This window comes from Bacteroides sp. AF29-11, assembly GCF_003602895.1.
Taxonomy (GTDB): Bacteria; Bacteroidota; Bacteroidia; order Bacteroidales; family Bacteroidaceae; genus Bacteroides; species Bacteroides uniformis.
This window is the reverse complement of record NZ_QTLY01000005.1, coordinates 207,856-232,569: the sequence shown is the minus strand read 5'-3', so window position 1 is coordinate 232,569 and position 24,714 is coordinate 207,856. Positions and strand designations below refer to the sequence as shown.

Below are 24,714 nucleotides of genomic sequence, written 5' to 3'. Positions count from 1 at the left end.
CGGTCTAATTATAAACATAAGTTATACCCACCCGGCTTAGGGTCGGGTGGTATATAACTGCCATTGGAAAATATTTGCAATTCTTCATCTATTACATACTCATCCTCGATAAGAATAATTCTTGGATTATCTTTTAATTTTCTATCGAGACCAACGTACCATTTCATACCTAAGATATTAGCATAATATTCCTCAAAAGCGTATCGACTAATGTATATGTTCGCTTTGGCATTATTTTCTAAAAAATACTTCAAAGCTCCCCCGTGGTCATTGTGCCCGTGAGAAATAATCACAGAATCAATATCCGAAATATCCACATCTAATTTGACTGCATTCCCCAAAAACAAACTATTTGAACCTAAATCAAATAGCAGTTTATGCTTTTTTGTTTCAATATACAAGCATAGTCCGTGTTTACTTTTATAGTCTTTGGATATGCTTGTATTTTCAACCAATGCTATTACTCTCATTTCATTTGTTCTATTTTGAAACCAGCTTTGCTAATCAGTTCTACTATTTCACCTGCTGCCAACTTATCGGACGTTACAGTCAGGGGACGATTGGAATCGGAAAAATCCAAATTCCATTCTTCTCTGTTCATTTTATCTTGCAATATTTCTTCTATTTTAGCAAGACAGCCCATACATTTGGCATTTGTTTTAAAAGTCATTGTTTCCATTTTAATTGATTATTAAGTTATTCTTTTTCTTTTTAAACGCAAGCTGTTTAACACCACAGATACAGAACTGAATGCCATTGCGGCACTTGCCCACATCGGATTTAAAAGAAATCCGTTTACTGAATAAAATATGCCTGCCGCAATCGGAATACCAATTAAGTTATAAATAAACGCCCAAAACAAATTCTGATAAATTGTTTTTATCGTCAATTGCGACAGCCGGATGGTTTCCGGTATTTTCAGTAAATCGGATGAGAGTATGGTCGCCATTGCCGTATCTACAGCAATATCACTGCCTTGCCCCATTGCTATGCTTAAATCCGCTTGTGCTAAAGCCGCACTATCATTAATTCCGTCACCTACCATGCCTACTTTTTTCCCATTCGCTTGCAATTCTTTTATGAATTGAGCTTTCTCGTTCGGCAACACTCCGGCTTTATAATGGTTTATTCCTACCTTTCGAGATATGGCTTGTGCTGAAATTGCATTATCTCCTGTCAGCATATACACTTCAACACCCATTTTCTGTAGTTGTGATATGGCTTGTGCCGAAGTTTGTTTAATTTCATCGGTAAGGGCTATAGCTGCAATAGCTTGTGTGGAATCAGCAAACCATACCAATGTTTTAGCTTCCTGTGTCCATTTGTTTGCCAATTCCTGCAAATGACTGGCTATCGTAATATGGTTATCATTCAATAATGACAGGTTGCCTGCGTAATAAGTCTGACTGCCTACTATACCTTTTACACCTTTTCCCGGAACGTTTTCAAACTTATCAATGGAAATCTCTTTTTCATTCTGCAAAGTATTGACTACGGCATCCGAAAGAGGATGTTCCGATAGCTTCTCTAAACTGTACAGTATTTTTCGGCTATGTTCAAAGCCGTTTTCCCATAGGCTTTCGACGACTACCGGATGCCCTGCTGTGATAGTCCCTGTTTTATCAAGAATTATCGTATCTATCTTTTGGGCAATCTCCAAGCTTTGGGCATCTTTAATTAAAATCCCTTTTTCAGCACCTTTTCCAATGCCTACCATGATGGCAGTGGGAGTAGACAAGCCTAATGCACAAGGGCAGGCAATTATCAATACAGTGACCATTGCCAACAATCCATTGGTGAAGCCGTTCGTTGGTGCTAAAAATATCCATGCAATAAAAGCTATAATTGAAATACTAATAATAGCCGGGACAAAGAATCGGGCTATTCTATCCACTAACTTTTGAACGGGAGCTTTGCTGCCTTGCGCATCCTGCACCATGCGGATGATTTGTGCCAGCATCGTGTCAGAACCTATTTTATCGGCAATAAACCGGAATGTCCCCTTTTGATTGATGGTTCCGGCAAATACCTTTTCGCCGGATTGCTTGTGCATGGGAACAGGCTCGCCATTCAACATACTTTCATCCACGTATGATTCTCCTGTAACAACCACGCCATCTACTGCAATGCGTTCTCCGGGTTTAACAAGAATTGTATCACCTTTTTGTACGGCTGTTATCGGAACGGTACGTTCATCAGAATCTACGATAATAATTACCGTCTTAGGTTGCAGCCCGATTAACTTTTTTATGGCAGATGAAGTATTTTGTTTAGCACGCTCTTCGAGTAACCGTCCCAATAAGATAAATGCAATGATAACACTTGCCGCTTCAAAATAAATATGCGGTTCAATCCCTCTTGACAACCAAAAATCAGGAAACAACAGATTAAAAACACTGAATGTATAGGCTATTCCGGTACTAACAGCTACAAGGGTGTCCATATTGGAAGTGCCATGCTTTAATTGCCGCCACGCATTGATATAAAACTCACGTCCCAAACCGAAAACCACAGGCGTGGCGAGAATCCAAAGTACATATTTTAAAGAGGATATATCTTCAAAAAACATACTGATAATCATAATTGGGAGAGATAACAGCAGGGCTGCCACTGTACGCCTTTTTATCTTCCGGTATCTTGTCAAGCGAATTTCTTCCGCTTTATCGGCTACGTCTTCGCCGGTATCAACCAGTAAATCATATCCTGCATCTTGTACGGCAGATTGCAGTGTTGCATCGGAACATACTTCCGGATTATATTCTACCTGTGCTACCGCAGTCGCATAATTCACTGTTGCTTGATATACTCCCGGCAAACCATTTAATGTTTTATCCACACGAGCCGCACATGAAGCGCAACTCATACCCAAAACCGGATATGTATTTTTTATGTTCTTACCTTTTCCCATATTGATGATTTTTATATGCTGCAAAGGTAGGATGCTTTTATCTTCCGGCTCTTACATAATTATGGATATGACTTATATCTTTCAGACTTCATCCAAAGGTTTCAACTTGTGTCCTTTTAAACGCTTGAACTGGCTTGGAGAAATACCAGTCATATTGCGGAATTGCGTACTTAAATGTGCTGCGCTTGAGTAATTAAGCTTATCGGCAATTTCGCTAATGGATAATTCATCATATACCAACAGTTCCTTTATACGTTCTATTTTCTGGATGATGTAGTATCTTTCTATACTTATGCCATTCACTTCGGAAAACAACTTGCTAAGGAAACTGTAATCGTGATGGCACTTATCCGTAAGATAATCAGACAGGTTTGTCTTGGACGAATTATCGTTATAATGCACTAATTCAATCACCGCAACTTTTATTTGTTCGATAATCCGCATCCGTTTATCATCTATCAACTCAAATCCGTATGCTTCAAGAACAGGCTTTATGGTAGCACGTTCCTCTGCATTTATCGGTTCTTGCAAAATAGCTGTCCCCAGTTCAACACTAAGTGGAGTAAACCCCATTCTTTTCAGTGCTTCTGTAACAACCATAATGCAACGGTTACAAACCATATTTTTAATGTGAATAGTATTGTTTTTCATCATATATCCATCGTTTCCGCAAAGTTAATAACAATACACTGCTTATCGTTTGGCAAGCTCTGAATATTCTCAATATTTAAGGCTTGCAATTTATTGATAGCGTTTATTGTTTCTTCATTTTTTGCAAATTTACGAATCGGGTAGTGCAACCTAATTGCAAAGTTGAGTAACCTAAAACTGGAGTATTTATATTAGGATTTTTTTATGCATAGAAAAAGTGGCTATGTTTTTACATAGTAAGATAGCCTGTTAATATTTTGAGATGTTGTATCTTTGTGAAAAAATTAATATAATGGGAAAAGGAGATAGAAAGACTCGTAAAGGAAAAAGATTTGTTGGCTCTAGCAGAAAGAGAACTAAACTTAATTGTTACGGGATAAATAAGAAGGAACAAAAAAAAATAATAGACTACCAGCAAGAAGCCGCTTATGCAATAAAACATAATATTGTTCCATATGGTGATATATTTGATTTTGAAGGTACTCCTAATGAAAAACAATATAAAGTTTTATATCTTTTTTGTAGAGAGAACCTAAATATTCACTACAGAAGAAAAAGTATATCACACACTTCATTCTTGTTTTCCAATGATTTTAGTATAAATGCGAAAGCACGAAAAAAAAACAATCAAAATGTAATCCTTATTAATATTGGACTAATTCAAAACTGCATAGATAAATATTTATATAATTATGCCTTGAATGATTTTATAACATCTAAAGAACCTTATTTAGTTGATAGGTTTGATAGTTCTCTAAGTTATTTGGCATTTCAAATAAATACTCAATTTACTTATTATCATGAATTAGCTCATTTATTTCAATTTTCAACTATTTCGAAAGAACAAGAGTTGCAAGAAATAGGTGGCGATGATAAATTTGATATTATAAAACATAAATTAGAAATTAATGCAGATACATATTCATCTATATGTATTTCAACCCATATATATCAGTATATTAATAAAACTTTTGGTAATGATATTAATCAAGATTTTGCCTCTAAAACAATAACTATATTTGGAGTATGTCTTTTAGAATACATTATAAATTTTACGAGTGAGTATGATTTGTATTTTGATAAATACTCCCATCCTCACCCTTTAATAAGATTGTTGAACATTATCTTAAATATAACTAATCATTTCTCCCAGATTCCTATATGGAGAGAGAAAGGAATTATACTTAATGTAAATTCTCTTTTTAGAGATATTATTGATTTTCATAAAGAGTTAGAAGACAATAAAGTATTTAAATCAGGTTTTTCAAACTTTATTTCCCAATATATTGTGAATATGGAAAAAATTGTATCATATACCTCTAAGATAATCCATTGGGATAATAGTGAATTTACTGATGCTATGTCTATTTGGAACAAACATGTAGAGACGTTAGATTAACAATTAGGTGTAAGGTGCAAGTATATATCTATATATATAGCTTGCACCTTACACCTAAGCTGAAATATTTATATTCAGACATTTGCGTAATTCAAAAGGAAGCTGTATCTTTGAACCGAAGTTTTAGGCAGACAATGAACAGCCAAAGGACGACAGATAAACGTCTTTTTTGAAACCTAAATTGTACCCCCTAAGGCATTGACATATTAATAAAGAGTTGAATTAAAGCGACATAAGGAGATAGGTTCATTACCCTGTCTCTCCGCTGAATTAACCGGGAAAAACCGGACAGTAAACATACAAGTCCCACAAATTCAATGATTTGTGGGGCTTTTTTTATCCCCTTGTGCCTGCCTTAAAGTATTTATCTATTAAAAACTTAATCCTACGAAGCAGGTCAGAAAACAACATAAAAAAGGCCATCTATCCCAGACAGCCAATCTTTTGTTAACCTTAAATCTAATACTATGAAAAACACATTACAAATGTACATGTTTTCCACTAACCTCCAAACCGGCAGCGGTTAATATTATATTATATAACAACCCTTAATGCTCATTAAGGCTTTATCAGCGAAAACGCAACGTGCATTTGCTCCCAACGCATCATCCGTTTGCCCGGTGTGCATTATGCATCCGGCACAGATGGATGATGCGTTCTGCAAATCCGTCACATCAACAGTCAATTCTAAAATAACCATTACAATGAAAGCAACCCCAAACAAAGGAATGAAACTCTCCGCTGAAGATGTCAGAGCCTGCCTTCAGCACCGCTTGCACCGTAGCTTGAACTATAGGTTCTACCTCGTGCTGTGCTCCCGCTACACCTTTCAGAGTCGCCTGAAAGGCGTGGAACGCTGCCGTCTCACGCCAGCCACGGTGCTGGGCTACTTCAAGGAGGAAGGGGAGGAGTTGGGGGTAGGAAGTAAATTGGTTAGTTCGGATGGAAAAATTCGTATATAATGCATAAGCCGCATCCGTCGAATATAATGAAAGGAGATGTGATGAACAATTACTAACTTATATTCGTGAGAATAGACTGATTGAGAAATATTAATAAAGTAAAGAACAAAAGATAACAAAATAGTATAGGACAGTTAAAGTACAAAGGACATTTCGGTAGCGTGGAATACGGTGAAGAAGACAATTGCTTGTTTGGCAAAGTTCTTGGTCTTAAAAAGGATTGTATTACCTATGAAGGTGAAATCATTAGTGAATTGAAAAGTGACTTTGAGGGTGCTATCCTTCATGGCATGGCAGCCGCCAACGTCTCTCCCATTCTAACTTTGCAACATGTTTTATTAATAAAAATATGCAAAATAGAGAATGTATTTCTAATACATTCTGATTATTTTAGTATATTATATATAGGGTGGTGGAGGATGAGGTGAGTCCCTCTTCCGCCACCTTATTTATTTCATTAATTTTTAGCCGATTCTAACTGTTTATTTGTATCCCCTTGGCTGGTCCCTTACCTTTGTCATGTTATCGAATTAAGAATAGACAAAGATGGAAAAAGAAATGAGCCCCATGACAACGGAGATACTGAAGAAAGGTTATCTCCTCTTCCCCATTCCCCGCCGGTATACACGGTTTGGTGTTTCTTTGTGGGATATGCCAGACCCGGATAATGGGAATGTAGACACGCATTGGACGTATGGCGGTTATGAGTATGTGAGTAATCAAAACTTCCATCCAACCGCCTGCGATGCTCCATTCGCTGGAAAAGGAAATGTGGCCGGTTGTGCGGCCAATCGTGCGTCATCGTTGCAGGTAGCGGATTTTTTGTTCTTTGTTTGCAGAAAGGTTATACGGAAGTACTCCTGCAGGGTTCGGATAGTAGTGAATCCCGTTGTGTTTTAAAGTGTTATTATTTGTAGACAGTTAATGTCTTTTTGTTGTCAGATTCATTGATTTCTATTCTCTTTTCGTATATTTGCGCCCATTAATTAAAGATTGTCACACGACTGTTCTGAAAAAAGTGTGATATTCTGATAACATATTTAAATAGGGTTATTCCTGATTTTACACTAAACTGGATAGGATTAATGGAGAATTTGAATGCAGTGATTACGGGAGTTGGAGGATATGTTCCGGACTATGTCTTGACTAATGATGAAATATCTAAAATGGTGGATACCAATGATGAATGGATTATGGGGCGCATTGGTATAAAGGAAAGACGCATTTTGCATGAGGAGGGGCTTGGAACTTCATATATGGCTCGTAAGGCTGTGAAACAACTGATGCAGCGCACAAAGACCAGCCCGAATGACATTGACTTGGTTATCGTAGCTACTACTACTCCCGATTATCACTTTCCTTCTACCGCATCCATCTTATGTGACAAATTGGGCCTGAACAATGCTTTTGCTTTTGATATGCAGGCTGTTTGCAGTGGATTTCTGTATGCAATGGAGGCGGGGGCGAATTTTATACGTTCCGGAAAATATAAGAAGGTTGTCATAGTAGGAGCTGATAAGATGTCATCGGTGATTGATTATACAGACCGCGCTACCTGTCCTATTTTTGGTGACGGTGCTGCCGCTTTCATGCTGGAACCCACCCGGGAGGATATGGGAGTAATGGATGCCGTATTGAGAACAGACGGGAAAGGTCTGCCCTTCTTACATATCAAAGCGGGAGGCTCCGTATGTGCTCCATCTTACTATACACTGGACAATCGGATGCATTATATTTATCAGGAAGGACGTACAGTCTTTAAATATGCTGTGGCCAATATGGCGGATGCTTGTGAGGCGGTCATGGAGAGGAATCACTTGGCGAAGGAGGACATTGACTGGGTGATTCCCCATCAGGCAAACATGCGTATAATTACTGCAGTTTCGCAACGCTTGGGAGTATCTCCCGAAAAGGTAATGGTCAATATAGAACGGTATGGAAATACAAGTGCCGGCACGCTTCCATTGTGTGTATGGGATTTCGAGGATAAGCTGAAAAAGGGGGATAAACTGATTTTTACAGCATTCGGAGCAGGATTTGCTTGGGGGGCTATTTACGTGAAGTGGGGATACGACGGAAAAGGTTGAGGCTCTCTGATAAGATTTAGGTTGTTTGTTTTTTTTCTGATACAACTTTTAGTATCTTTGCGAAACAGCAGTTTTTTATTGTGACAGAAAATTGCATGTGTTTTGTTAACCATATAGAAAACTAAAAACAATCAGCGTATTATGAACCAGGAATTATCCATGAGCCCCAATCTATTGGTGGCTGCCCTTCAAAAACCGGCTTCCGAATTTACGAAAGCAGACATTGTTTCCTATATAAAGGAGAACGACATTCGTATGGTGAACTTCATGTATCCTGCGGCAGACGGGAGACTGAAGACACTGAACTTTGTCATCAATAATGAAGCATACCTTGATGCCATACTTACATGTGGTGAACGCGTAGATGGTTCCAGCTTGTTTCCGTTTATAGAGGCCGGTAGCAGTGATTTGTATGTAGTGCCGCGTTTCCGGACCGCTTTTATAGACCCTTTTTCTGAATTGCCCACACTGTCAATGCTCTGTTCTTATTTCAATAAGGATGGTGAACCGCTGGAAAGTTCTCCGGAATATACCCTGCGTAAGGCATGTCAGGCATTCACTACGGTTACGGGGATGGAATTTCAGGCTATGGGAGAATTGGAATATTATGTCATTTCTGAAAATGACGGATTGTTTCCGGCTACCGACCAGCGTGGTTATCACGAATCGGCCCCTTATGCCAAGTTCAATGATTTCCGTACGGAATGTATGTCATATATTGCGCAGGCAGGCGGACAGATAAAGTATGGGCATTCTGAAGTCGGTAATTTTACGCTGGACGATAAGATTTATGAGCAGAATGAAATAGAGTTCCTGCCGGTGCGTGCCGAGGAGGCTGCTGACCAACTGGTGATAGCAAAATGGGTTATTCGTAATCTGGCTAGCCAGTATGGATATAACATTACTTTTGCACCGAAAATCACGGCAGGAAAAGCCGGTTCCGGATTGCATATACATATGCGTATCATGAAGGACGGGCAGAACCAGATGCTGAAAGATGGGGCACTCTCTGAAACAGCCCGTAAGGCCATTGCGGGCATGATGAAGCTGGCTTCTTCCATTACGGCTTTCGGTAATACAAATCCTACTTCCTATTTTCGTCTGGTTCCTCATCAGGAAGCACCGACCAACATTTGCTGGGGCGACCGCAACCGTTCGGTATTGGTACGCGTTCCGTTGGGCTGGTCGGCAAAAACGGATATGTGCATGTTGGCAAATCCGTTGGAGACCCCAAGTCATTATGATACTACACAGAAACAGACGGTGGAAATGCGTTCGCCTGACGGTTCGGCCGATTTGTATCAATTGATTGCCGGACTTGCTGTAGCTTGTCGTTATGGATTTGAGATAGACGATGCTTTAGGAATTGCAGAAAAAACATATGTCAATGTAAATATCCACAAGAAAGAAAATGAAGATAAGTTGAAACAACTGGAACAGCTTCCTGACAGTTGTGCCGCTTCTGCCGATTGTTTGGAAAGACAGCGTGCTGTCTTTGAGCAATATCATGTGTTCAGTCCTGCAATGGTTGATGGGGTTATTTCCAAACTGCGTTCTTACGAGGATAGAACCTTGCGTGCAGAGATACAAGACAGTCCGGAGGAGATGCTGAAACTGGTCGAGAAGTATTTCCACTGCGGATAGGAGAAGAAATGAGGGCATAACTCACCGCAGGTTACACAGATTGCTATAGAATTTCTGATAATCAAGAACTTTTATCTGTGTTAATCTGCGGTGATTGTGTATTTTGACACCTCTCCATTATTCCTTTGGCTTTGAATACTGGTTCTGCTTTTTGTATTTCCGATTCGAAGCCGAACCAATAACCATTTTGGGTATTGTCGTCAATGGGTAGAAAACATAAGCGGAGGCTTTCTTTGTAGTTTCCATAGATGACTTCCCAATATTCCGGTGGCATCTGGCGCTTGGTCTTGACTTTCTCTGCTGGTTTTTTCTTTAATGACATGCCTGCCTCTATCCAGGCAATGGTGACCATGATTTTATAGGCCGGATAATGCATACTGCAGAATTCATAGAGTACGAGGCCTCGCTTTTCCAGGCTCATGGGCTGGTCTATAAGATTTTTATCGATTAAAAATTCCAGAAAGCGACGTAGGAAGTCGTTGTCATCCAGAATCAGCTTGCGGGTGATGGCTTGCCAAGCAGTTGTGTTATAGAATCCATCCAGAAGACGTGACAGTTGCCGGGCTGTTTGAAGCTCGTTGACACTGATTTCATTTGTTTGAAGCACTTCATAAGGGGGGAGAGGAGAATATCGGATGCCTAGTTCTTCCGCTCTTCTTCTCATTTCTGTGCCGGGAAGTAACTTTAGGGATTCAAGTTGTATCTCGCCGGCATTGTATCCGGCAAGTGTACGCACATCTTCAAATATTTCGGATAGGCGGTATAGAGGCAAGCCGGCAATGAGGTCGGCGTGTGTTTCCATATTGGGTAGGGAACATAGGAAACGAAGACCTTGCAGTGAGTCCTCTAGGCTTCCCATCCGACGGCTTTTCTGGAGGACCGGTTCGCGCAGGCTTTGAATACCGGCCTCGAGATGGAGCAATCCTTTAGGTAGCTTTTTCAATTCATTTTTCAGCTCTTCGGATAATAGTGCAGGGTGTATTTCTAAGTGAAAGCATATGTCCGGGTTGAATTCCAGGAAAAGTTGCAGTAATTCTTTAGCACGGCGCGGATTATAATTAAAGGTCCGGTCGAGGACGCGTACGTTTTTTATTCCATGACTGTGGATAATTTGAAGGCGTTCACGGATACTTTCAATGGACAGTGTGCGCACCGGTTTTTCTTCACCGCTGACGCAGAATGCGCATGTGTTGAAACAGCCTCGGGTAGTCTCCAGTTGTACGAATGGTTTGCTCCAGTTGAAAAAACAGCTGTTTTCCGGTGGTACGAGCCGTGAAAAGTTAAGTACACGGGCTATGCCGTTGTCTATATATTGCTTTTGAGGATTCATATAGCAGAGTCCCGGAATACTGTTCCATTTTTCCGGCTGGTTCCAGCAAGACAGCCATTGGGGGAATGCTTCTTCTCCCTCTCCCCTGAATACACAGTCGATGAAAGGGTTTTTATGCAGAAAGTCTTCATTGTTTCCTAAGAATTCAGGTCCACCCAAGATGAAGTAGCTATTGGGAAGCAATGCTTTTAATCTCGCTGTGATGTGCAACAGTTGTTCGTGGTTGAACAACCATGTCGTTGCGGCAATGATGTCGGGTTGGTGCCGGTATATTTCGTCGACAATCATTCCTACGTTTTCATTGATGGTGGCAGATACGATTTCCCATTTTACGGAATTGTTCTTTGCTATTTGTGCGTGCAGTGCAGGGAGTGCCAACGAAGAGTGTGCATACGAGCTATTGAGGTCTATCCAGAGAATTTTCATATTTGATTGAATTTCATCTTTGCAAAGATAACTGATTTTGCTTTTCGTATAAACAAAAAGGGTTATATTTGCATGTCGGAAATCGAAAATAGTAGAGTTATTGGTATAGAATGTTTTTTGAAAGATGAAATATTCTTTTTGTATTCTTATTTCTATAAGGTGATAACGGGTTGTCTTATCACTGGCTTGATAAAGTAAGGAAGGAAGTACTATTAAGTGTGATTGATACAGAATGCAAAATATCGGAATAAGTTTCCAGCTATTTTGAACATTTTGAGAAAGTAAACTCTTTTGTACAAGGACTGGTTTAGGTAATTGATTCCTTCCTATGATGTAGGGATACTCTGTGAGGAGTATCCCTACAATTTTTTACATTGATTCCACGTTGCCTCCCTTTGGGGGATTGTTTGGACAATAACAAAAAAAGAGGAATATTCTTTCGAATTTCCTCTTCTTTGCGGGTGGCAGATGGGACTCGAACCCACGACATTCAGAACCACAATCTGACGCTCTAACCAACTGAACTACAGCCACCATGTTAGTGCATTTCTTAAATGCGGTGCAAAGATAGGGATAATCTTTAATATTGCAAAGAATGAGACGAAAATTTTTGAGATTTCTGCATTATTTTTTCTTCTCGTAGATACCTATATTGTGCTGCTGGAGCAGCTTTCGAGAGCTTTTGACAAAGATTTCCAGGTGTTTACGAGCTTCCGGCGTTAAATGTTCTGTAGGAAAACTGGCAGGATAAAGAATGTAATTTTTTTCTTTAGTAAGTTCCGGCCGGCCGGTCCAGACCAGATTATATCCACAATAGGAAACACGACAGTATGGAAAAGGCAGAGGATTGGAGTCTGGCAGGGGCGTCTGACTCTGACCGGTGTAAGAGGGACGGATGGGTTGGGGGAGAGGATGTTTCTCCAACTGCAAAGTGAAGATGAGGCCGCCGTCAGTGTTGGCCTTGCTCATATTGGAAATGAAGTTTCCCAAGGAGTAGACTATGATGTGCTGTTCGGTACCGTTGGTACGTAGTTCCATCGGTTGAATGACGTGAGGGTGTGAACCGATAATATGTGTTACGCCTTGTTGGAGCAACCAGTTGGCCAGTTCGCGTTGCTCACGGTTGGGAAGGGACTGATATTCCTCTCCCCAATGCATGCAGGCAATAATGGCATCCGGTTGGCGTGCCTTGGCACTTTGGATATCTTGCAGGATGGTATTCTTATCAATATAGTTTACGATATTGGGAGAGGTAGCCTTGATACCATTGGTGCCGTAAGTATAGTTGAGTAGGGCAATGCGAAAGCCGTTTCTGTTGATGAACAGGGGATAGCGTTGCCTGCGCTCCGACAGATTCTTGTAGGTGCCTGCGTAACGAATACCGGAGGAGTCAAGCAATTGTATGGTACGCTCCATTCCCTTTTTTCCACGGTCCAGACAGTGGTTGTTGGCTGTCAGTAAAATATCGAATCCGGCGTCCTTTATGGCCTGAAGATATTCATCGGGGGCGCTGAACATAGGATAGCCCCGATAGGGCCTGCCCCCCAATGTGACTTCCAGATTTCCTATGGCGAGGTCTGCCTGGGATATTTGCTCTTTTATGAGGGAGAAGCAGGAGGAGTAGTCATATTTTCCTTCAGATACATGTGCAGCGTCTATTTGTGCCTGGTGCTGCATCAGGTCGCCGACAAATAATAGCGTAATCCTTTCCTGCGAGGAAAGGGTTACGCTATACAGTAGGACAACAATGAAGACGGCGAGCGTTTTCATCGCCTTGTTATTGGTAGATTGCTTTCTTGCCGGCGAGCAATGTATTCTTCATAAGGGAAACGATGGTCATGGGACCTACGCCTCCCGGTACGGGGGTAATGAATGAACATTTGGGAGCTACTTCGTCGAATTTCACATCACCGGTCAACTTGAATCCGGATTTCTTGGAGGTATCGGGCACACGGGTAGTACCTACATCAATAACGACAGCGCCTTCCTTGACCATTTCCGCCTTAACAAAGTTCGGTTGTCCCAACGCAGCAATGATGATGTCCGCTTCCTGGCATTCCTTTACCAGGTCTTTGCTGCGGCTGTGGCATACGGTCACTGTGGCATCGCCGGGATAAGCCTTCTGCATCATCAGGGCAGCCATGGGTTTGCCGACAATGTTACTGCGTCCCAATACCACGCATTTCTTGCCTGAAGTCTCTATCTGATAGCGCTTCAGCAGTTCGAGGATACCGTTGGGAGTAGCGGATACATAGCAGGGAAGGCCAATGGACATCCGTCCCACGTTGATGGGATGAAAGCCGTCCACATCCTTGCGGTAGTCGATGGTTTCAATCACTTTCTGCTCGGAGATGTGCTTGGGCAAGGGAAGCTGTACGATGAAACCGTCCACATCCGCATCCTCGTTCAATTCGCGTACCTTGGCGAGCAGTTCCTTTTCGGTAACGTCTGCCTCGTAACGGATAAGTGAGGACTTGAATCCGCAAACTTCGCATGCTTTTACTTTGGCGGCAACGTAGGTTTCGCTACCTCCATCGTGTCCTACAAGAATGGCGGCCAGATGCGGGCGTTTACCCCCACGAGCCACTATCTCGGCTACTTCTGCTGCAATCTCTTGCTTTACTTGCTCTGAAATTGCTTTTCCATCAATCAGTGTCATAGGCTGTTATCTTATCTTTTAAGTTTCGGCATCATCTTACCCATCTTGCTGCCAGTGACCATCTTCATCATCTTGCGGGTCTGGTCAAACTGTTTCAGCAGGCGGTTTACTTCCTGAATATTCGTACCGCTACCTTTGGCAATGCGCTGGCGGCGTGAACCGTTCAGAATGGCCGGATTGCTGCGTTCTTCCGGAGTCATGGAGTAGATGATGGCTTCAATGCTCTTGAAGGCATTGTCGTCAATGTCTATATCCTTGATGGCTTTGCCTACGCCCGGTATCATGGAGGCAAGTTCCTTCAAGTTACCCATTTTCTTGATTTGTGCAATCTGGCTCAGGAAGTCGTTGAAGTCGAACTGGTTCTTGGCAATCTTCTTTTGCAGGCGTTTGGCTTCTTCCTCGTCATATTGTTCCTGTGCACGTTCCACCAAAGATACGATGTCACCCATACCGAGGATACGGTCGGCCATACGTGAGGGATGGAACTGGTCTATGGCATCCAGCTTTTCACCGGTACCTACAAACTTGATGGGCTTGTTTACCACCGAACGGATAGAAAGGGCGGCACCACCGCGGGTATCACCATCCAGTTTGGTCAATACTACACCATTGAAGTCGAGCCGTTCGTTGAATTCCTTAGCGGTGTTCACTGCATCCTGACCGGTCATTGAATCCACTACGAACAGAATCTCGTCCGGATTGATGGCCTTCTTGATGGCGGCAATCTCGTTCATCATCTCCTCATCCACTGCCAGACGACCGGCTGTATCGACAATTACAAGGTCGTAACCTTTGGCTTTGGCTTCTTGGATGGCATTTTGGGCAATGGCTACCGGATTTTTGCTGTCCGGTTCCGAGTACATCGGTACGTCAATCTGTTCAGCCAGTACACGCAACTGCTCGATAGCGGCAGGACGGTACACGTCACAAGCCACCAATAACGGCTTTTTGTTCTTCTTGCTCTTCAGCATGCGGGCCAGCTTTCCGGAGAAAGTTGTTTTACCGGAGCCTTGCAAACCGGACATTAGGATAATGGCAGGCTTGGAGTCGAGGTTTATTTCAGAAGTCTCGCCGCCCATGAGCTGGGTCAGTTCATCGTGTACGATTTTTACCATCAGCTGGCTGGGCTTAACGGCTGTCAGCACGTTTTGTCCCAAGGCTTTTTCCTTAACGGTATCGGTGAAGTTTTTGGCTACCTTATAGTTCACGTCGGCATCCAAAAGTGCCTTACGTACGTCTTTCAGGGTTTCCGCAACATTGATTTCGGTGATTTTGCCCTCACCTTTCAAAATTTTAAACGACCTTTCAAGTCTCTCGCTTAAATTATCGAACATAGTATCTAATTACAATTACTAAATTACAAATTACTCTTATTGAGGCGCAAAAGTACAAAAAATCCCTTTAACTGCCTTCTTTTGAAGCAGAATATTATTGAAGACTTGCAGCGGGATGGGCGAAAAGAATGGAAGTGCCGGTCAAGGCACTGATAATCATCTATATTATTCTGTTTTTTTTAGTTCTTTTTGCTTACTTTCTATTGATAATGTCTCTGGCGCAGGGTCCTTCGTGGTTGGGATATCCCGGTGCGTGGCTGCGCCATCTCTTGTCGGCTTCAACTTTCAGGCTTCGGTAGTCGTCCTGTGTGCGGCGGATGTAGTCGTCCAGCAGTGCCCGGTGCTCGGCCAGAATCTTTGAGTATTTGGGGTCATGGGCAAGGTTTCGTCTTTCTCCTTTATCCTTCAGCATATCATACAGTTCTTCCCCGTTGCCTTCCAGATAGTGTGTGTATTTGTATCTGGGACTGCGTATCATCCGTCCCGGGCTGACGGTCACTTCGTATTCACTGTGCCATTCGGAGGCTGCATAGGGGTGCTGTCTCTTTTGCTTCTCGCCTTTCAGGAAAGGGGCAAGGCTGATGCCGGGCTTGGAGGAAGGCACCGGAATGCCTGCCAGTTCACAGAGAGTGGGCAGCAGGTCGATAGTGGGTTGGGTCAGTAAATCTTCCACCGGTTTTTGACGGGGATGAATACCGGGACCGGCTATGATGAAGGGCACATTTGTCATTTCTTCGTAAAAGCTGACCTGCTTGGTTACCATGCGGTGTGACCCCATTCCGTCTCCGTGGTCTGCCAGTACAATGACAATTGTATTTTTGCCGGCGGGAGTGGAGTAGAGGGCTTCCAGTACACTCTCTATCTGTCTGGCCACTATCCGCGTGTAATGCTGGAAGGCGGCGACGTAGTGCCGGTAATTGTCCTCGTTCCAGTGGGCGGCTTGCATCATCCTCCGGTGGCTGCAGCAGATGTACTGAATGGGCAACGGAAGTTTTTCCCAGTCTTCCACTTCAAAGTTTTCGGGTAGTAGCGGGAGTGGGGTACTGATGGGGCTATCTATGTGCTCCCCTTTATTTTCGCCTACATATCCGCAGATATTGTGCGGGTTTTGGAAATCGGCTATGCAGATGAAAGGTTCTTGCGGCGGATTGCTGAGATAGGCCACGGCATCCTCGCAGGTTCCTACATCCAGAAAGCTGTCATTGTTGACGGGAAATTCGGGGTCGGTGAAGGGCTTGGCAACCGGTTCCTTGTGGCGGAATCCCCTTAGGGAACCCATGTCATGGGTTTTGCCAAAGTGGACGGCCTCATAACCGTTGGCGGTGAAGAGGCTTCCCAGGGTCGGAATGCTGTCGGGCAGCGGAGGATTGATGTGTTCGGCCGAGTTGGAACGTACATTGGTTTGATGCGGCATCAGTCCACTCCATAAGGCAGCGCGTGACGGTTGGCTGAGGGGGCATCCCACGTATGCGTTGGCAAATGTTACACCTTGGGAGGCAATTCGGTCTATAGGTGGAGTGCAGCTGGGGTCGGCACCGTATGCGCCTACTACCCGCTGGGTCAGATGGTCGCATTGGATAATAAGAAAATTGGGCGATTGCTGTGCCATTACCGGAAAGCTGCACAATGCCATTCCCATAAAAGAGTGAATCGTTTTCATCAGATTTGGATTTTATTTGTTCAAGGTTATTGTATGGTGGCAAATGTATGAAAAAACGGATATAAAAAAAGCTTCCACCTACGTTTATGAACGTAAATGGAAGCTTTTGTACAATATCTGTATGCAGTTGCTGTTAACTGTTCATGCTCATCAGGAATTCGTCGTTGTCTTTGGTCTTCTCCAGACGGTCTTTTACGAAGTCCATGGCTTCTATCGGATTCATGTCGGCAAGGTACTTGCGGAGAATCCACATGCGGTCCAGTGTCTGCTTGTCTTGCAGCAGGTCGTCGCGGCGGGTGCTGGAGGCAACGATGTTGACAGCCGGGAAGATACGCTTGTTGGACAAGTTGCGGTCGAGCTGCAACTCCATATTACCTGTACCCTTGAATTCTTCGAAGATAACCTCGTCCATCTTTGAGCCAGTGTCAATCAAGGCAGTGGCAAGGATGGTCAGTGAACCGCCGCCCTCGATGTTACGTGCTGCACCGAAGAAGCGTTTGGGCTTATGCAATGCGTTGGCATCCACACCACCGGAAAGCACTTTGCCGGAAGCCGGGGATACGGTGTTGTAGGCACGTGCCAGGCGGGTGATGGAGTCGAGGAAGATGACAACATCGTGTCCGCATTCCACCATGCGTTTTGCTTTTTCAAGGACGATGCCGGCAATCTTCACGTGGCGTTCTGCCGGTTCGTCGAAGGTAGAGGCGATTACTTCCGCATTGACGGTACGCGCCATGTCGGTAACTTCCTCCGGGCGTTCGTCGATGAGCAGCATAATCATGTAGACTTCCGGATGATTGGCGGCAATGGCGTTGGCTATGTCTTTCATCAAGATGGTCTTACCGGTTTTGGGCTGTGCCACAATCAAGGCACGCTGACCTTTGCCGATGGGGGAAAACAAGTCTACGACACGGGCCGACATAGAGTCGGAGTATCCGCCTTTGCAAAGCTTGAACTTCTCGTCCGGGAAGAGGGGGGTGAGGTGCTCGAACGGTACGCGGTCGCGTACGAAAGCCGGGTCACGTCCGTTTATTTTGGATACTTTTACCAGCGGGAAGTACTTTTCGCCTTCTTTCGGGGGACGGATTACGCCTTCTACCACATCACCGGTTTTCAGGCCGAACAATTTGATTTGTGATTGTGATACGTAAATATCGTCCGGTGAGGACAAATAGTTGTAATCGGAGGAACGGAGGAAGCCGTAGCCATCCTGCATGATTTCCAGTACACCGGTTCCGGTGAGGATGTCATCGAATTCGTACGTCTTCTCGCGTTCTATTACGGGTTTGCGTTCCGGAGCGGCGGGATAGTTCTCTCCGTTGTTATACGGTTGTGCAGGGCGCTGCTGCACGGGGCGCTGTTGGTTATAGCCACCGTTGCGGTTGTTATTGTTGTTGTTATTGTATGGGTTGTTGTTGTCGCGGGCGCGGAGGCGCGGGCGTTGTGGCTGTTGCGGTTCGGCTGGGGCAGCGGCAGGAGTGGGAGTGGGAGTGGCGGGAGTTTCTGCTTTGGTCGCTTCGAATTTGCCGATGAGTTCGGATGGCAATTCTATTTTTTCCGTAGGGAGGTCTTCAATGGGGATGAAGTCATCTGCCGCTTCGGCCAGGATAGGGCTTTCGTCCGGTACGATATTCTTTTCTGCTTTGGCTTCTGCCTGAGGTTCTGTTTTCGGAGCTTTAGCCTCGAAATTCAATTCCGGTTCGGCAACCTTCGGGGTTTCTGTTGCTTGGGGTGCAGCAGTCTCTTCCTTTACCTTGCGGGGGCGTCCCGGTTTGCGTTTGGGTACGGCGGCTTCTTTGGCTGGCGCCGGCGTTGCAGCTTCTATGGTCGGTTCTTGGGGTGCTTCCACAGTTTTGGGTTGTTCTTTCGCAGCCGGTGCTTCCTCTGTTTTGGCTTTGGTGAGGTCTCCGTTTTTATTGGCTGAGAACACTTTGTCGGCACCTTCCTTTTTTACGGTCTTTACAGTGACGCGCGAGCGTTTTTGCTTTTCCCCTTTACGCTCTTCCTTCAGCTTGTCGGCGGCAACTTTCTTGGTAGCGCCTGCGATAGCTTGTTCGTCAAGTATCTTGTAAACAAGTTCTTCTTTTTTGAGTGAGTCTGTTTTTTTTATACCCAGTTCTTGGGCAATAGTTTGTAGTTCCGACAAATTTTTGTCGTTCAGTTGAATGATGTTATACATACAGTATATATGTGAATGGTTTAAAATTTACTTTTATTGAAAGGCATAAGTGCACAGTTGCAGTTGTTGTAGGAAGCAACTTGGGCAAGTTTACCTTGTGATATATGATTTATATGGGATATTTATTATTGAACCGGAAATCTGATAAACAATTCTTGCCACAGCAAGAAGTCGCAGAATGTTTCAACGGTGCAAAGGTAATAAATATTTTTGGTTTCATAAACAAATCATCTTTTTTTTAAATTTAAAACTTTATCTTTGCTGTATTAACAACAACATGAAGGATTGGTTTATGAATATAGATGAAGTACAGTTGATAACTTTTTCACCTACTTGTACCTCTAAACAAGTGGGAGAGGCAATTGTTCACGGAACGGGAATTTCGTCTGTCTCCAAAGTGGACCTCACCTTGGAGGCGGCGGGTAAAAGGGAGGTACCTTCCCATGCTTTGGCGGTCATCACGGTGCCCGTATATGGCGGTCATGTGGCTCCTTTGGCATTGGAGCGGATGAAGGAGCTTCATGCTGACGGTGCACCTGCCGTGGTTGTGGTGGTTTACGGCAACCGGGCCTATGAGAAGGCTTTGGTGGAATTGGATGCTTTTGTCACGAAGTTGGGCTTCAAGGTAATTGCAGGCGCCACGTTTGTAGGCGAGCATTCTTATAGCAGTGAGAAATATCCGGTGGCGGCCGGACGTCCGGATGCGGACGACTTGGAGTATGCAAAGCTTTTTGGTGAAAAGATACGTGCTAAAATAGCAGCGGCCGAAGATATGGAGAAACTGTATGGGGTGGATGTGACCCGTATCCAGCGTCCGCGCCAGCCTTTCTTCCCGTTGCTCCGCTTTTTGCGCAGAGTCGTCAAGTTGCGTAAGAGTGGGGTGCCTATGCCCCGCACTCCGCAAGTAGATGCGGAACGTTGTACGCATTGCGGATATTGCGTGAAGCATTGTCCTGCAGGAGCCATTATAAAAGGAGACGAGTGTAATACGGTTGCAGAGAAATGCATCAAATGTTGTGCTTGTGTGAAAGGCTGTCCGCAGAAGGCGCGCACGTATGACACGCCGTTTGCCGTATTGCTTTCCGATTGCTTCAAGAAACAGAAGGAGGACAGAATCATTCTGTGATGGCTACTGGTCGATGGTTGATACGACCAACACTTTCCGGGTTTTTTCGTCTATTCTGAAACGGTTGTCCACCCGTTCTCCCACCAGCCAGATGATGTCATCTCCGCAGCAAAGCACCCATTGCCGTTCTTTGCGCAGAAGGGAGAACTTGCGGTCGGTCAGGTAGTCGCTTACCTTCTTCCGGCCTTTCATGCCGAAGGGCACGAAGCTGTCTCCCTGCCTGCAAAGGCGCAGTGATAGGGGATGCTGGAGTTTGTCGGCATCAAAGCAGGCGGTAGCTTTGTCGCGTGGAATCATGAAATCCGGTGCATAGGGATGCTCTTTCATTTCCAATAACGGCTTTACGGCTTCCTGTACGGGTTCTATCAACAACGAGCCGCGGTCTTTGATGACACGCCAGCCGGGGGTGGCAAAGACTTTGCCGGGCTGTCCGTCCAATGTCCGGCAGATGTCCCTTACTTGTGCGGCGTTGAATCCAAGCGGATGCAGAATTTCAAATAAGACCGTTTCCGGTGCCGCTTCTTGCCTCAGGGCGCCGATACTTATGCCTTCCGGTGTCTTGACTCGCAGTTTGGCTTCTTCTATACCTATATTATATATAGAGGCGGCATCGTCCAGATGCTCTGCCGTTTTGAGGATGCTTTCCTTGACGGAGGGGTTTATCTCCTGCATCATGGGAAGCAGGTTCAAGCGTATTTTGTTGCGGGTATATTCGTCCTGCAGATTGGTGCTGTCCGTCACGTAGGCTTGCCCGATACTTTCCAGATAACCGACGATTTCCTTTCTGTCCAGGCAGAGCAAGGGGCGGACTATATGTCCGTTTCGGGGGCGTATACCCCGCAATCCGTTGATGCCGGTACCGCGAATCAGATTGAGCAGCAATGTCTCTACACTGTCATCTTGATGGTGGGCGACGGCAATGACAGCTGCACTGCATGCTTCCCTTGTTTTTTCGAACCACGCGTAGCGCAATTCCCTTGCAGCCATTTCGATGGAGATATGCCGTTCCTTTGCTTCCTGCTCCGTGTTGAAGTGGACGGTGTGCAGCGTCACCCGGTGCTCCAGGCAGAGCTGGCGTACAAAGTGCTCGTCGCGGTCGGATTCCGCTCCGCGCAGATGGAAGTTGCAATGGGCGGCTTCGCATGTGTATCCCAGGCTGAGGAGCAGGCGCAGCAACGCCACGGAGTCCGCCCCGCCGCTCAGTGCCACAAGTATCTTGTCGTCCAGCGAGAAGAGCTTGTGGCGCTCGATGTATTGTACTACCTTCTGCATATTCAACTATAGAGTGGTGCAAAGATAGTGCAAACGATTTTTATTGCCATATCTGCAAGTATCTATTTTCAGAATCTCTATCGGCTAAGGTCGTATTTGCTAAAAGCTAATCTTACCACAGCTGTGTTTTATGCATACCACACCTTTGTTCTTTTCTTACCACAGCTGTGGTAAGAAAAGAACAAAGGTGTGGTGAAGTTACGATTTAGTATCTCTGGAAGTAGTGTTTTGCCTTCTGGGCATTATTGTTTAGTGTCTCTTATTTAAAAACATTCTAAATTATTTGTGCCTTGCGGACATAAGTATTATCTTTGCCCCCAAAATAGAAAAGAAAGGCAGAAAGACTATGCGTTTGTCCGAATTGAATACCGGTGAAAAAGGTGTAATCGTAAAAGTGCTGGGACACGGTGGTTTCCGCAAACGGATTGTGGAAATGGGATTTATTAAAGGTAAAACAGTGGAGGTCTTGCTGAATGCCCCACTACGCGACCCTATCAAATACAAAGTAATGGGATATGAGATTTCTCTTCGTCGGCAGGAGGCTGAGATGATAGAGATTATCAGTGAGCAGGAAGCTAAGGAGCAGGCTGTGCAGCCCGATTACCACGAGGGGTTGGGCGAAAACATGCATCTGGGCGAAGATGAGCTGAAGCAACTGGCCCTCGGCAAACGCCGCACCATAAATGTGGCTTTGGTGGGAAATCCCAACTGTGGTAAAACTTCTCTTTTCAACATCGCTTCCGGTTCGCACGAGCATGTGGGCAATTACAGTGGCGTTACGGTAGATGCCAAGGAGGGGTATTTTGATTTCCAAGGTTACCACTTCCGTATTGTCGACCTTCCCGGAACCTATTCCCTCTCGGCCTACTCCCCTGAAGAAATCTATGTCCGCCGGCACATTATCAATGAAACGCCGGATATCATTATCAATGTTGTGGACTCTTCCAACCTGGAACGCAATCTCTATCTCACCACCCAGCTGATTGACATGAACGTGCGCATGGTGATTGCACTGAACATGTACGATGAGCTGGAAGCCAGTGGAAACACGCTGGACTATGTAAAGCTCAGCCAGTTGTTCGGAGTTCCGATGTTGCCTACGGTCAGCCGTAGCGGAAAAGGCATTGAACAGCTGTTCCATGTGATTATCAATATTTACGAAGGCGGCGACTTCCTCGACCATAAGGGCAGGATGCGCAGCGAGATATTGAGTGACCTTCGCAGCTGGCATCAGGAGTATGTTCCCGACCATGACTTCGGCAGCCATAAAGAAGAGATAGAACAGCCGCGTGGCTTCTACCGTCATATCCATATCAATCACGGTCCCGAGCTGGAACGTAGCATTGAGGAGGTGAAGCGCGTCATCAGCGTCAATGAGAACATCCGCCACAAATATTCCACGCGTTTCCTTGCCATCAAGTTGCTGGAGAACGACGAAGACTTGAAAAAGATTGTGGAGGAGTTGCCCAATGGAAAGGAGATTCTTGCTGTCCGCGACCGGGAAGAGGCACGGATTGCCGAGGTGGTGAACGAGGAGAGCGAGCAGGCCATCACCGATGCCAAGTATGGTTTTATAGCCGGTGCCCTGCGCGAGACCTATGTGGACAATCATCAGGATACGTCGCGGACCACTCAAATCATAGACTCAATCGTTACCCACCGCGTATGGGGCTATCCCATTTTTTTCCTTTTCCTTTATCTGATGTTCGAAGGAACCTTTGTGCTGGGCGACTATCCTATGCAGGGGATTGAATGGCTGGTAGGCGAATTGGGCGACCTGATACGCGACAACATGTCCGAAGGACCGCTGAAGGATCTTCTGGTGGATGGCATTGTCGGAGGTGTGGGAGGCGTCATTGTATTCCTGCCGAATATTCTGTTGCTCTATTTCTTCATTTCCTTGATGGAAGACTCGGGCTATATGGCACGTGCCGCTTTCATTATGGATAAGATTATGCATAAAATGGGGCTGCATGGAAAGTCTTTCATTCCGCTGATTATGGGCTTTGGGTGTAATGTGCCCGCCATTATGGCTTCGCGTACCATTGAGAACCGCAAGAGCCGTCTGGTGACGATGCTCATCAATCCGCTGATGTCGTGCAGCGCTCGTCTACCCATCTATTTATTGCTGGTAGGCGCCTTCTTCCCGAACAATGCGAGCTTTGTGCTGTTAGTAATCTATGCCATCGGCATTCTGTTGGCAGTGGTCATGGCACGTCTTTTCTGCCGCTTTCTGGTGAAAGGAGACGATACGCCGTTTGTCATGGAGCTGCCGCCTTATCGTATGCCGACGTCCAAGGCCATCTTCCGCCATACGTGGGAGAAGGGGGCGCAGTATCTCCGCAAGATGGGAGGCATCATTATGGTGGCATCCATCGTTATCTGGGCATTGGGATATTATCCCAACCACGATGAATATGAAAGTGTGACGGAACAGCAGGAGAATTCCTACATCGGCCGGATTGGTAAAGCCATGGAACCGGTCATCGAACCGTTGGGATTCGACTGGAAGCTGGGCATCGGCATCCTTTCCGGCGTGGGCGCCAAGGAGCTGGTGGTAAGCACGCTCGGAGTGCTTTATGCCGACGATGCCGAGGCAGATGCCGTAAGCTTGGGTGAACGCATTCCGATAACGCCCCTGGTGGCTTTCGGTTACATGGTGTTTGTGCTGATTTATTTTCCGTGCATCGCCACGTTGGCAGCCATTAAAGGGGAGTCGGGCAGTTGGAAGTGGGCCGTGTTTGCGGGGCTTTATACTACTGCGCTGGCCTGGCTGATGTCTTTCGCAATTTATCAGATAGGAGGTCTGTTTTTATGATGAATAGTTGGCAGGAGTGGGTAGTAGCCTTATTGTTGTTGCTCTGCGCTGTGCGGATTGGCATGAGTATTTATTCTTTTTCTCATCGGGTCAAAGAAAATGGTAATCCGTGTGATAGTTGTGCAAGTGGCTGTGAACTAAAGAATTTGTATGATAAGAAGCGTGCGGAGTGCAGTGGAGTGACGAAAAAAAAGAAGAAAAGTTGTTGCGGATAGTTGGTAGTTTCAAAAAAAGTGCTACCTTTGCATCCGCAAACGAG

Annotated in this window: 19 protein-coding genes and 1 tRNA gene; 8 read left to right on the top strand and 12 right to left on the bottom strand. The window is 44.9% G+C overall.

The window, feature by feature from the left end:
- Window positions 1–8: 8 nt before the first annotated feature.
- From DWZ03_RS10385 to DWZ03_RS10370, 4 genes are all read right to left on the bottom strand, one after another.
- The gene (locus DWZ03_RS10385) at window positions 9–470 is read right to left on the bottom strand and encodes an MBL fold metallo-hydrolase (RefSeq protein ID WP_243634953.1); all 462 of its coding nucleotides are present in this window, start codon (window positions 468–470) and stop codon (window positions 9–11) included.
- Window positions 467–679, bottom strand: coding sequence for a heavy-metal-associated domain-containing protein (locus DWZ03_RS10380; protein ID WP_057318682.1), 213 nt, complete (start codon window positions 677–679; stop codon window positions 467–469). The genes DWZ03_RS10385 and DWZ03_RS10380 overlap by 4 nt, the downstream gene beginning before the upstream one ends.
- A 12-nt stretch (window positions 680–691) precedes the next feature.
- A complete protein-coding gene (locus DWZ03_RS10375) occupies window positions 692–2,908 on the bottom strand; it encodes a heavy metal translocating P-type ATPase (protein WP_120129894.1) in 2,217 nt (738 codons plus the stop codon).
- A gap of 81 nt (window positions 2,909–2,989) precedes the next feature.
- On the bottom strand, window positions 2,990–3,562 hold the full coding sequence (locus DWZ03_RS10370) for a helix-turn-helix transcriptional regulator (protein ID WP_229105993.1): 573 nt from the start codon (window positions 3,560–3,562) through the stop codon (window positions 2,990–2,992).
- A 289-nt stretch (window positions 3,563–3,851) separates the two neighbouring features.
- Between DWZ03_RS10370 and DWZ03_RS10365 the strand changes: the two genes are divergently transcribed.
- From DWZ03_RS10365 to DWZ03_RS10335, 5 genes are all read left to right on the top strand, one after another.
- The gene (locus DWZ03_RS10365; RefSeq protein WP_057318680.1) at window positions 3,852–4,958 is read left to right on the top strand and encodes a hypothetical protein; all 1,107 of its coding nucleotides are present in this window, start codon (window positions 3,852–3,854) and stop codon (window positions 4,956–4,958) included.
- A gap of 704 nt (window positions 4,959–5,662) precedes the next feature.
- On the top strand, window positions 5,663–5,920 hold the full coding sequence (locus DWZ03_RS10355) for a hypothetical protein (RefSeq protein ID WP_016274270.1): 258 nt from the start codon (window positions 5,663–5,665) through the stop codon (window positions 5,918–5,920).
- Window positions 5,921–6,466: 546 nt separating this feature from the next.
- On the top strand, window positions 6,467–6,820 hold the full coding sequence (locus DWZ03_RS10345; protein ID WP_016274271.1) for a hypothetical protein: 354 nt from the start codon (window positions 6,467–6,469) through the stop codon (window positions 6,818–6,820).
- Between the two features lie 185 nt (window positions 6,821–7,005).
- On the top strand, window positions 7,006–8,007 hold the full coding sequence (locus DWZ03_RS10340) for a beta-ketoacyl-ACP synthase III (protein WP_016274272.1): 1,002 nt from the start codon (window positions 7,006–7,008) through the stop codon (window positions 8,005–8,007).
- A 141-nt stretch (window positions 8,008–8,148) separates the two neighbouring features.
- Window positions 8,149–9,651 (top strand): glutamine synthetase family protein, encoded by a 1,503-nt coding sequence (locus tag DWZ03_RS10335; protein WP_005832480.1) that lies wholly within the window; start codon window positions 8,149–8,151, stop codon window positions 9,649–9,651.
- A 61-nt stretch (window positions 9,652–9,712) separates the two neighbouring features.
- On the opposite strand, the gene DWZ03_RS10330 is transcribed toward DWZ03_RS10335, so the two are convergent.
- The 7 genes from DWZ03_RS10330 to rho all read right to left on the bottom strand — a co-directional run bounded on the left by DWZ03_RS10330 (window position 9,713) and on the right by rho (window position 19,239).
- The gene (locus DWZ03_RS10330) at window positions 9,713–11,407 is read right to left on the bottom strand and encodes a B12-binding domain-containing radical SAM protein (RefSeq protein WP_016274274.1); all 1,695 of its coding nucleotides are present in this window, start codon (window positions 11,405–11,407) and stop codon (window positions 9,713–9,715) included.
- Between the two features lie 460 nt (window positions 11,408–11,867).
- Window positions 11,868–11,941: transfer RNA gene (locus DWZ03_RS10325), tRNA-His, on the bottom strand.
- Window positions 11,942–12,031: 90 nt separating this feature from the next.
- Complete coding sequence (locus tag DWZ03_RS10320; protein ID WP_005831561.1) at window positions 12,032–13,177, bottom strand: CapA family protein; 1,146 nt, start codon at window positions 13,175–13,177, stop codon at window positions 12,032–12,034.
- 7 nt (window positions 13,178–13,184) lie between these two features.
- Window positions 13,185–14,066, bottom strand: coding sequence for a bifunctional methylenetetrahydrofolate dehydrogenase/methenyltetrahydrofolate cyclohydrolase FolD (folD, locus tag DWZ03_RS10315; protein WP_005831560.1), 882 nt, complete (start codon window positions 14,064–14,066; stop codon window positions 13,185–13,187).
- A gap of 11 nt (window positions 14,067–14,077) precedes the next feature.
- On the bottom strand, window positions 14,078–15,400 hold the full coding sequence (gene ffh / locus DWZ03_RS10310) for a signal recognition particle protein (RefSeq protein WP_005831559.1): 1,323 nt from the start codon (window positions 15,398–15,400) through the stop codon (window positions 14,078–14,080).
- A 193-nt stretch (window positions 15,401–15,593) separates the two neighbouring features.
- Complete coding sequence (locus DWZ03_RS10305) at window positions 15,594–17,060, bottom strand: sulfatase (protein WP_005831557.1); 1,467 nt, start codon at window positions 17,058–17,060, stop codon at window positions 15,594–15,596.
- Window positions 17,061–17,193: 133 nt separating this feature from the next.
- A complete protein-coding gene (gene rho, locus DWZ03_RS10300; RefSeq protein WP_120129892.1) occupies window positions 17,194–19,239 on the bottom strand; it encodes a transcription termination factor Rho in 2,046 nt (681 codons plus the stop codon).
- A gap of 292 nt (window positions 19,240–19,531) precedes the next feature.
- On the opposite strand from rho, the gene DWZ03_RS10295 reads away from it, so the two are divergent.
- Complete coding sequence (locus tag DWZ03_RS10295; protein ID WP_057253123.1) at window positions 19,532–20,365, top strand: 4Fe-4S binding protein; 834 nt, start codon at window positions 19,532–19,534, stop codon at window positions 20,363–20,365.
- A 3-nt stretch (window positions 20,366–20,368) separates the two neighbouring features.
- On the opposite strand, the gene tilS is transcribed toward DWZ03_RS10295, so the two are convergent.
- On the bottom strand, window positions 20,369–21,637 hold the full coding sequence (tilS, locus tag DWZ03_RS10290; protein WP_005832470.1) for a tRNA lysidine(34) synthetase TilS: 1,269 nt from the start codon (window positions 21,635–21,637) through the stop codon (window positions 20,369–20,371).
- Between the two features lie 346 nt (window positions 21,638–21,983).
- Between tilS and feoB the strand changes: the two genes are divergently transcribed.
- On the top strand, window positions 21,984–24,455 hold the full coding sequence (gene feoB / locus DWZ03_RS10285) for a ferrous iron transport protein B (protein WP_057282104.1): 2,472 nt from the start codon (window positions 21,984–21,986) through the stop codon (window positions 24,453–24,455).
- Window positions 24,455–24,670, top strand: a complete 216-nt coding sequence (locus DWZ03_RS20200) for a hypothetical protein (RefSeq protein ID WP_369739527.1) — start codon at window positions 24,455–24,457, stop codon at window positions 24,668–24,670. Before feoB ends, DWZ03_RS20200 begins: the two co-directional genes overlap by 1 nt.
- The last annotated feature ends 44 nt before the right edge of the window (window positions 24,671–24,714 follow it).

Bases quoted from the DNA above. Each gene is read 5' to 3' on its own strand.
- DWZ03_RS10385 (WP_243634953.1), bottom strand. From the start codon at position 470: ATGAGAGTAATAGCATTGGTTGAAAATACAAGCATATCCAAAGACTAT.
- tilS (WP_005832470.1), bottom strand. From the start codon at position 21,637: ATGCAGAAGGTAGTACAATACATCGAGCGCCACAAGCTCTTCTCGCTG.
- DWZ03_RS10375 (WP_120129894.1), bottom strand. From the start codon at position 2,908: ATGGGAAAAGGTAAGAACATAAAAAATACATATCCGGTTTTGGGTATG.
- DWZ03_RS10330 (WP_016274274.1), bottom strand. From the start codon at position 11,407: ATGAAAATTCTCTGGATAGACCTCAATAGCTCGTATGCACACTCTTCG.
- folD (WP_005831560.1), bottom strand. From the start codon at position 14,066: ATGACACTGATTGATGGAAAAGCAATTTCAGAGCAAGTAAAGCAAGAG.
- feoB (WP_057282104.1), top strand. From the start codon at position 21,984: ATGCGTTTGTCCGAATTGAATACCGGTGAAAAAGGTGTAATCGTAAAA.
- rho (WP_120129892.1), bottom strand. From the start codon at position 19,239: ATGTATAACATCATTCAACTGAACGACAAAAATTTGTCGGAACTACAA.
- ffh (WP_005831559.1), bottom strand. From the start codon at position 15,400: ATGTTCGATAATTTAAGCGAGAGACTTGAAAGGTCGTTTAAAATTTTG.
- DWZ03_RS10370 (WP_229105993.1), bottom strand. From the start codon at position 3,562: ATGATGAAAAACAATACTATTCACATTAAAAATATGGTTTGTAACCGT.
- DWZ03_RS10320 (WP_005831561.1), bottom strand. From the start codon at position 13,177: ATGAAAACGCTCGCCGTCTTCATTGTTGTCCTACTGTATAGCGTAACC.
- DWZ03_RS10305 (WP_005831557.1), bottom strand. From the start codon at position 17,060: ATGAAAACGATTCACTCTTTTATGGGAATGGCATTGTGCAGCTTTCCG.
- DWZ03_RS10355 (WP_016274270.1), top strand. From the start codon at position 5,663: ATGAAAGCAACCCCAAACAAAGGAATGAAACTCTCCGCTGAAGATGTC.
- DWZ03_RS10365 (WP_057318680.1), top strand. From the start codon at position 3,852: ATGGGAAAAGGAGATAGAAAGACTCGTAAAGGAAAAAGATTTGTTGGC.
- DWZ03_RS20200 (WP_369739527.1), top strand. From the start codon at position 24,455: ATGAATAGTTGGCAGGAGTGGGTAGTAGCCTTATTGTTGTTGCTCTGC.
- DWZ03_RS10380 (WP_057318682.1), bottom strand. From the start codon at position 679: ATGGAAACAATGACTTTTAAAACAAATGCCAAATGTATGGGCTGTCTT.
- DWZ03_RS10345 (WP_016274271.1), top strand. From the start codon at position 6,467: ATGGAAAAAGAAATGAGCCCCATGACAACGGAGATACTGAAGAAAGGT.
- DWZ03_RS10295 (WP_057253123.1), top strand. From the start codon at position 19,532: ATGAATATAGATGAAGTACAGTTGATAACTTTTTCACCTACTTGTACC.
- DWZ03_RS10335 (WP_005832480.1), top strand. From the start codon at position 8,149: ATGAACCAGGAATTATCCATGAGCCCCAATCTATTGGTGGCTGCCCTT.
- DWZ03_RS10340 (WP_016274272.1), top strand. From the start codon at position 7,006: ATGGAGAATTTGAATGCAGTGATTACGGGAGTTGGAGGATATGTTCCG.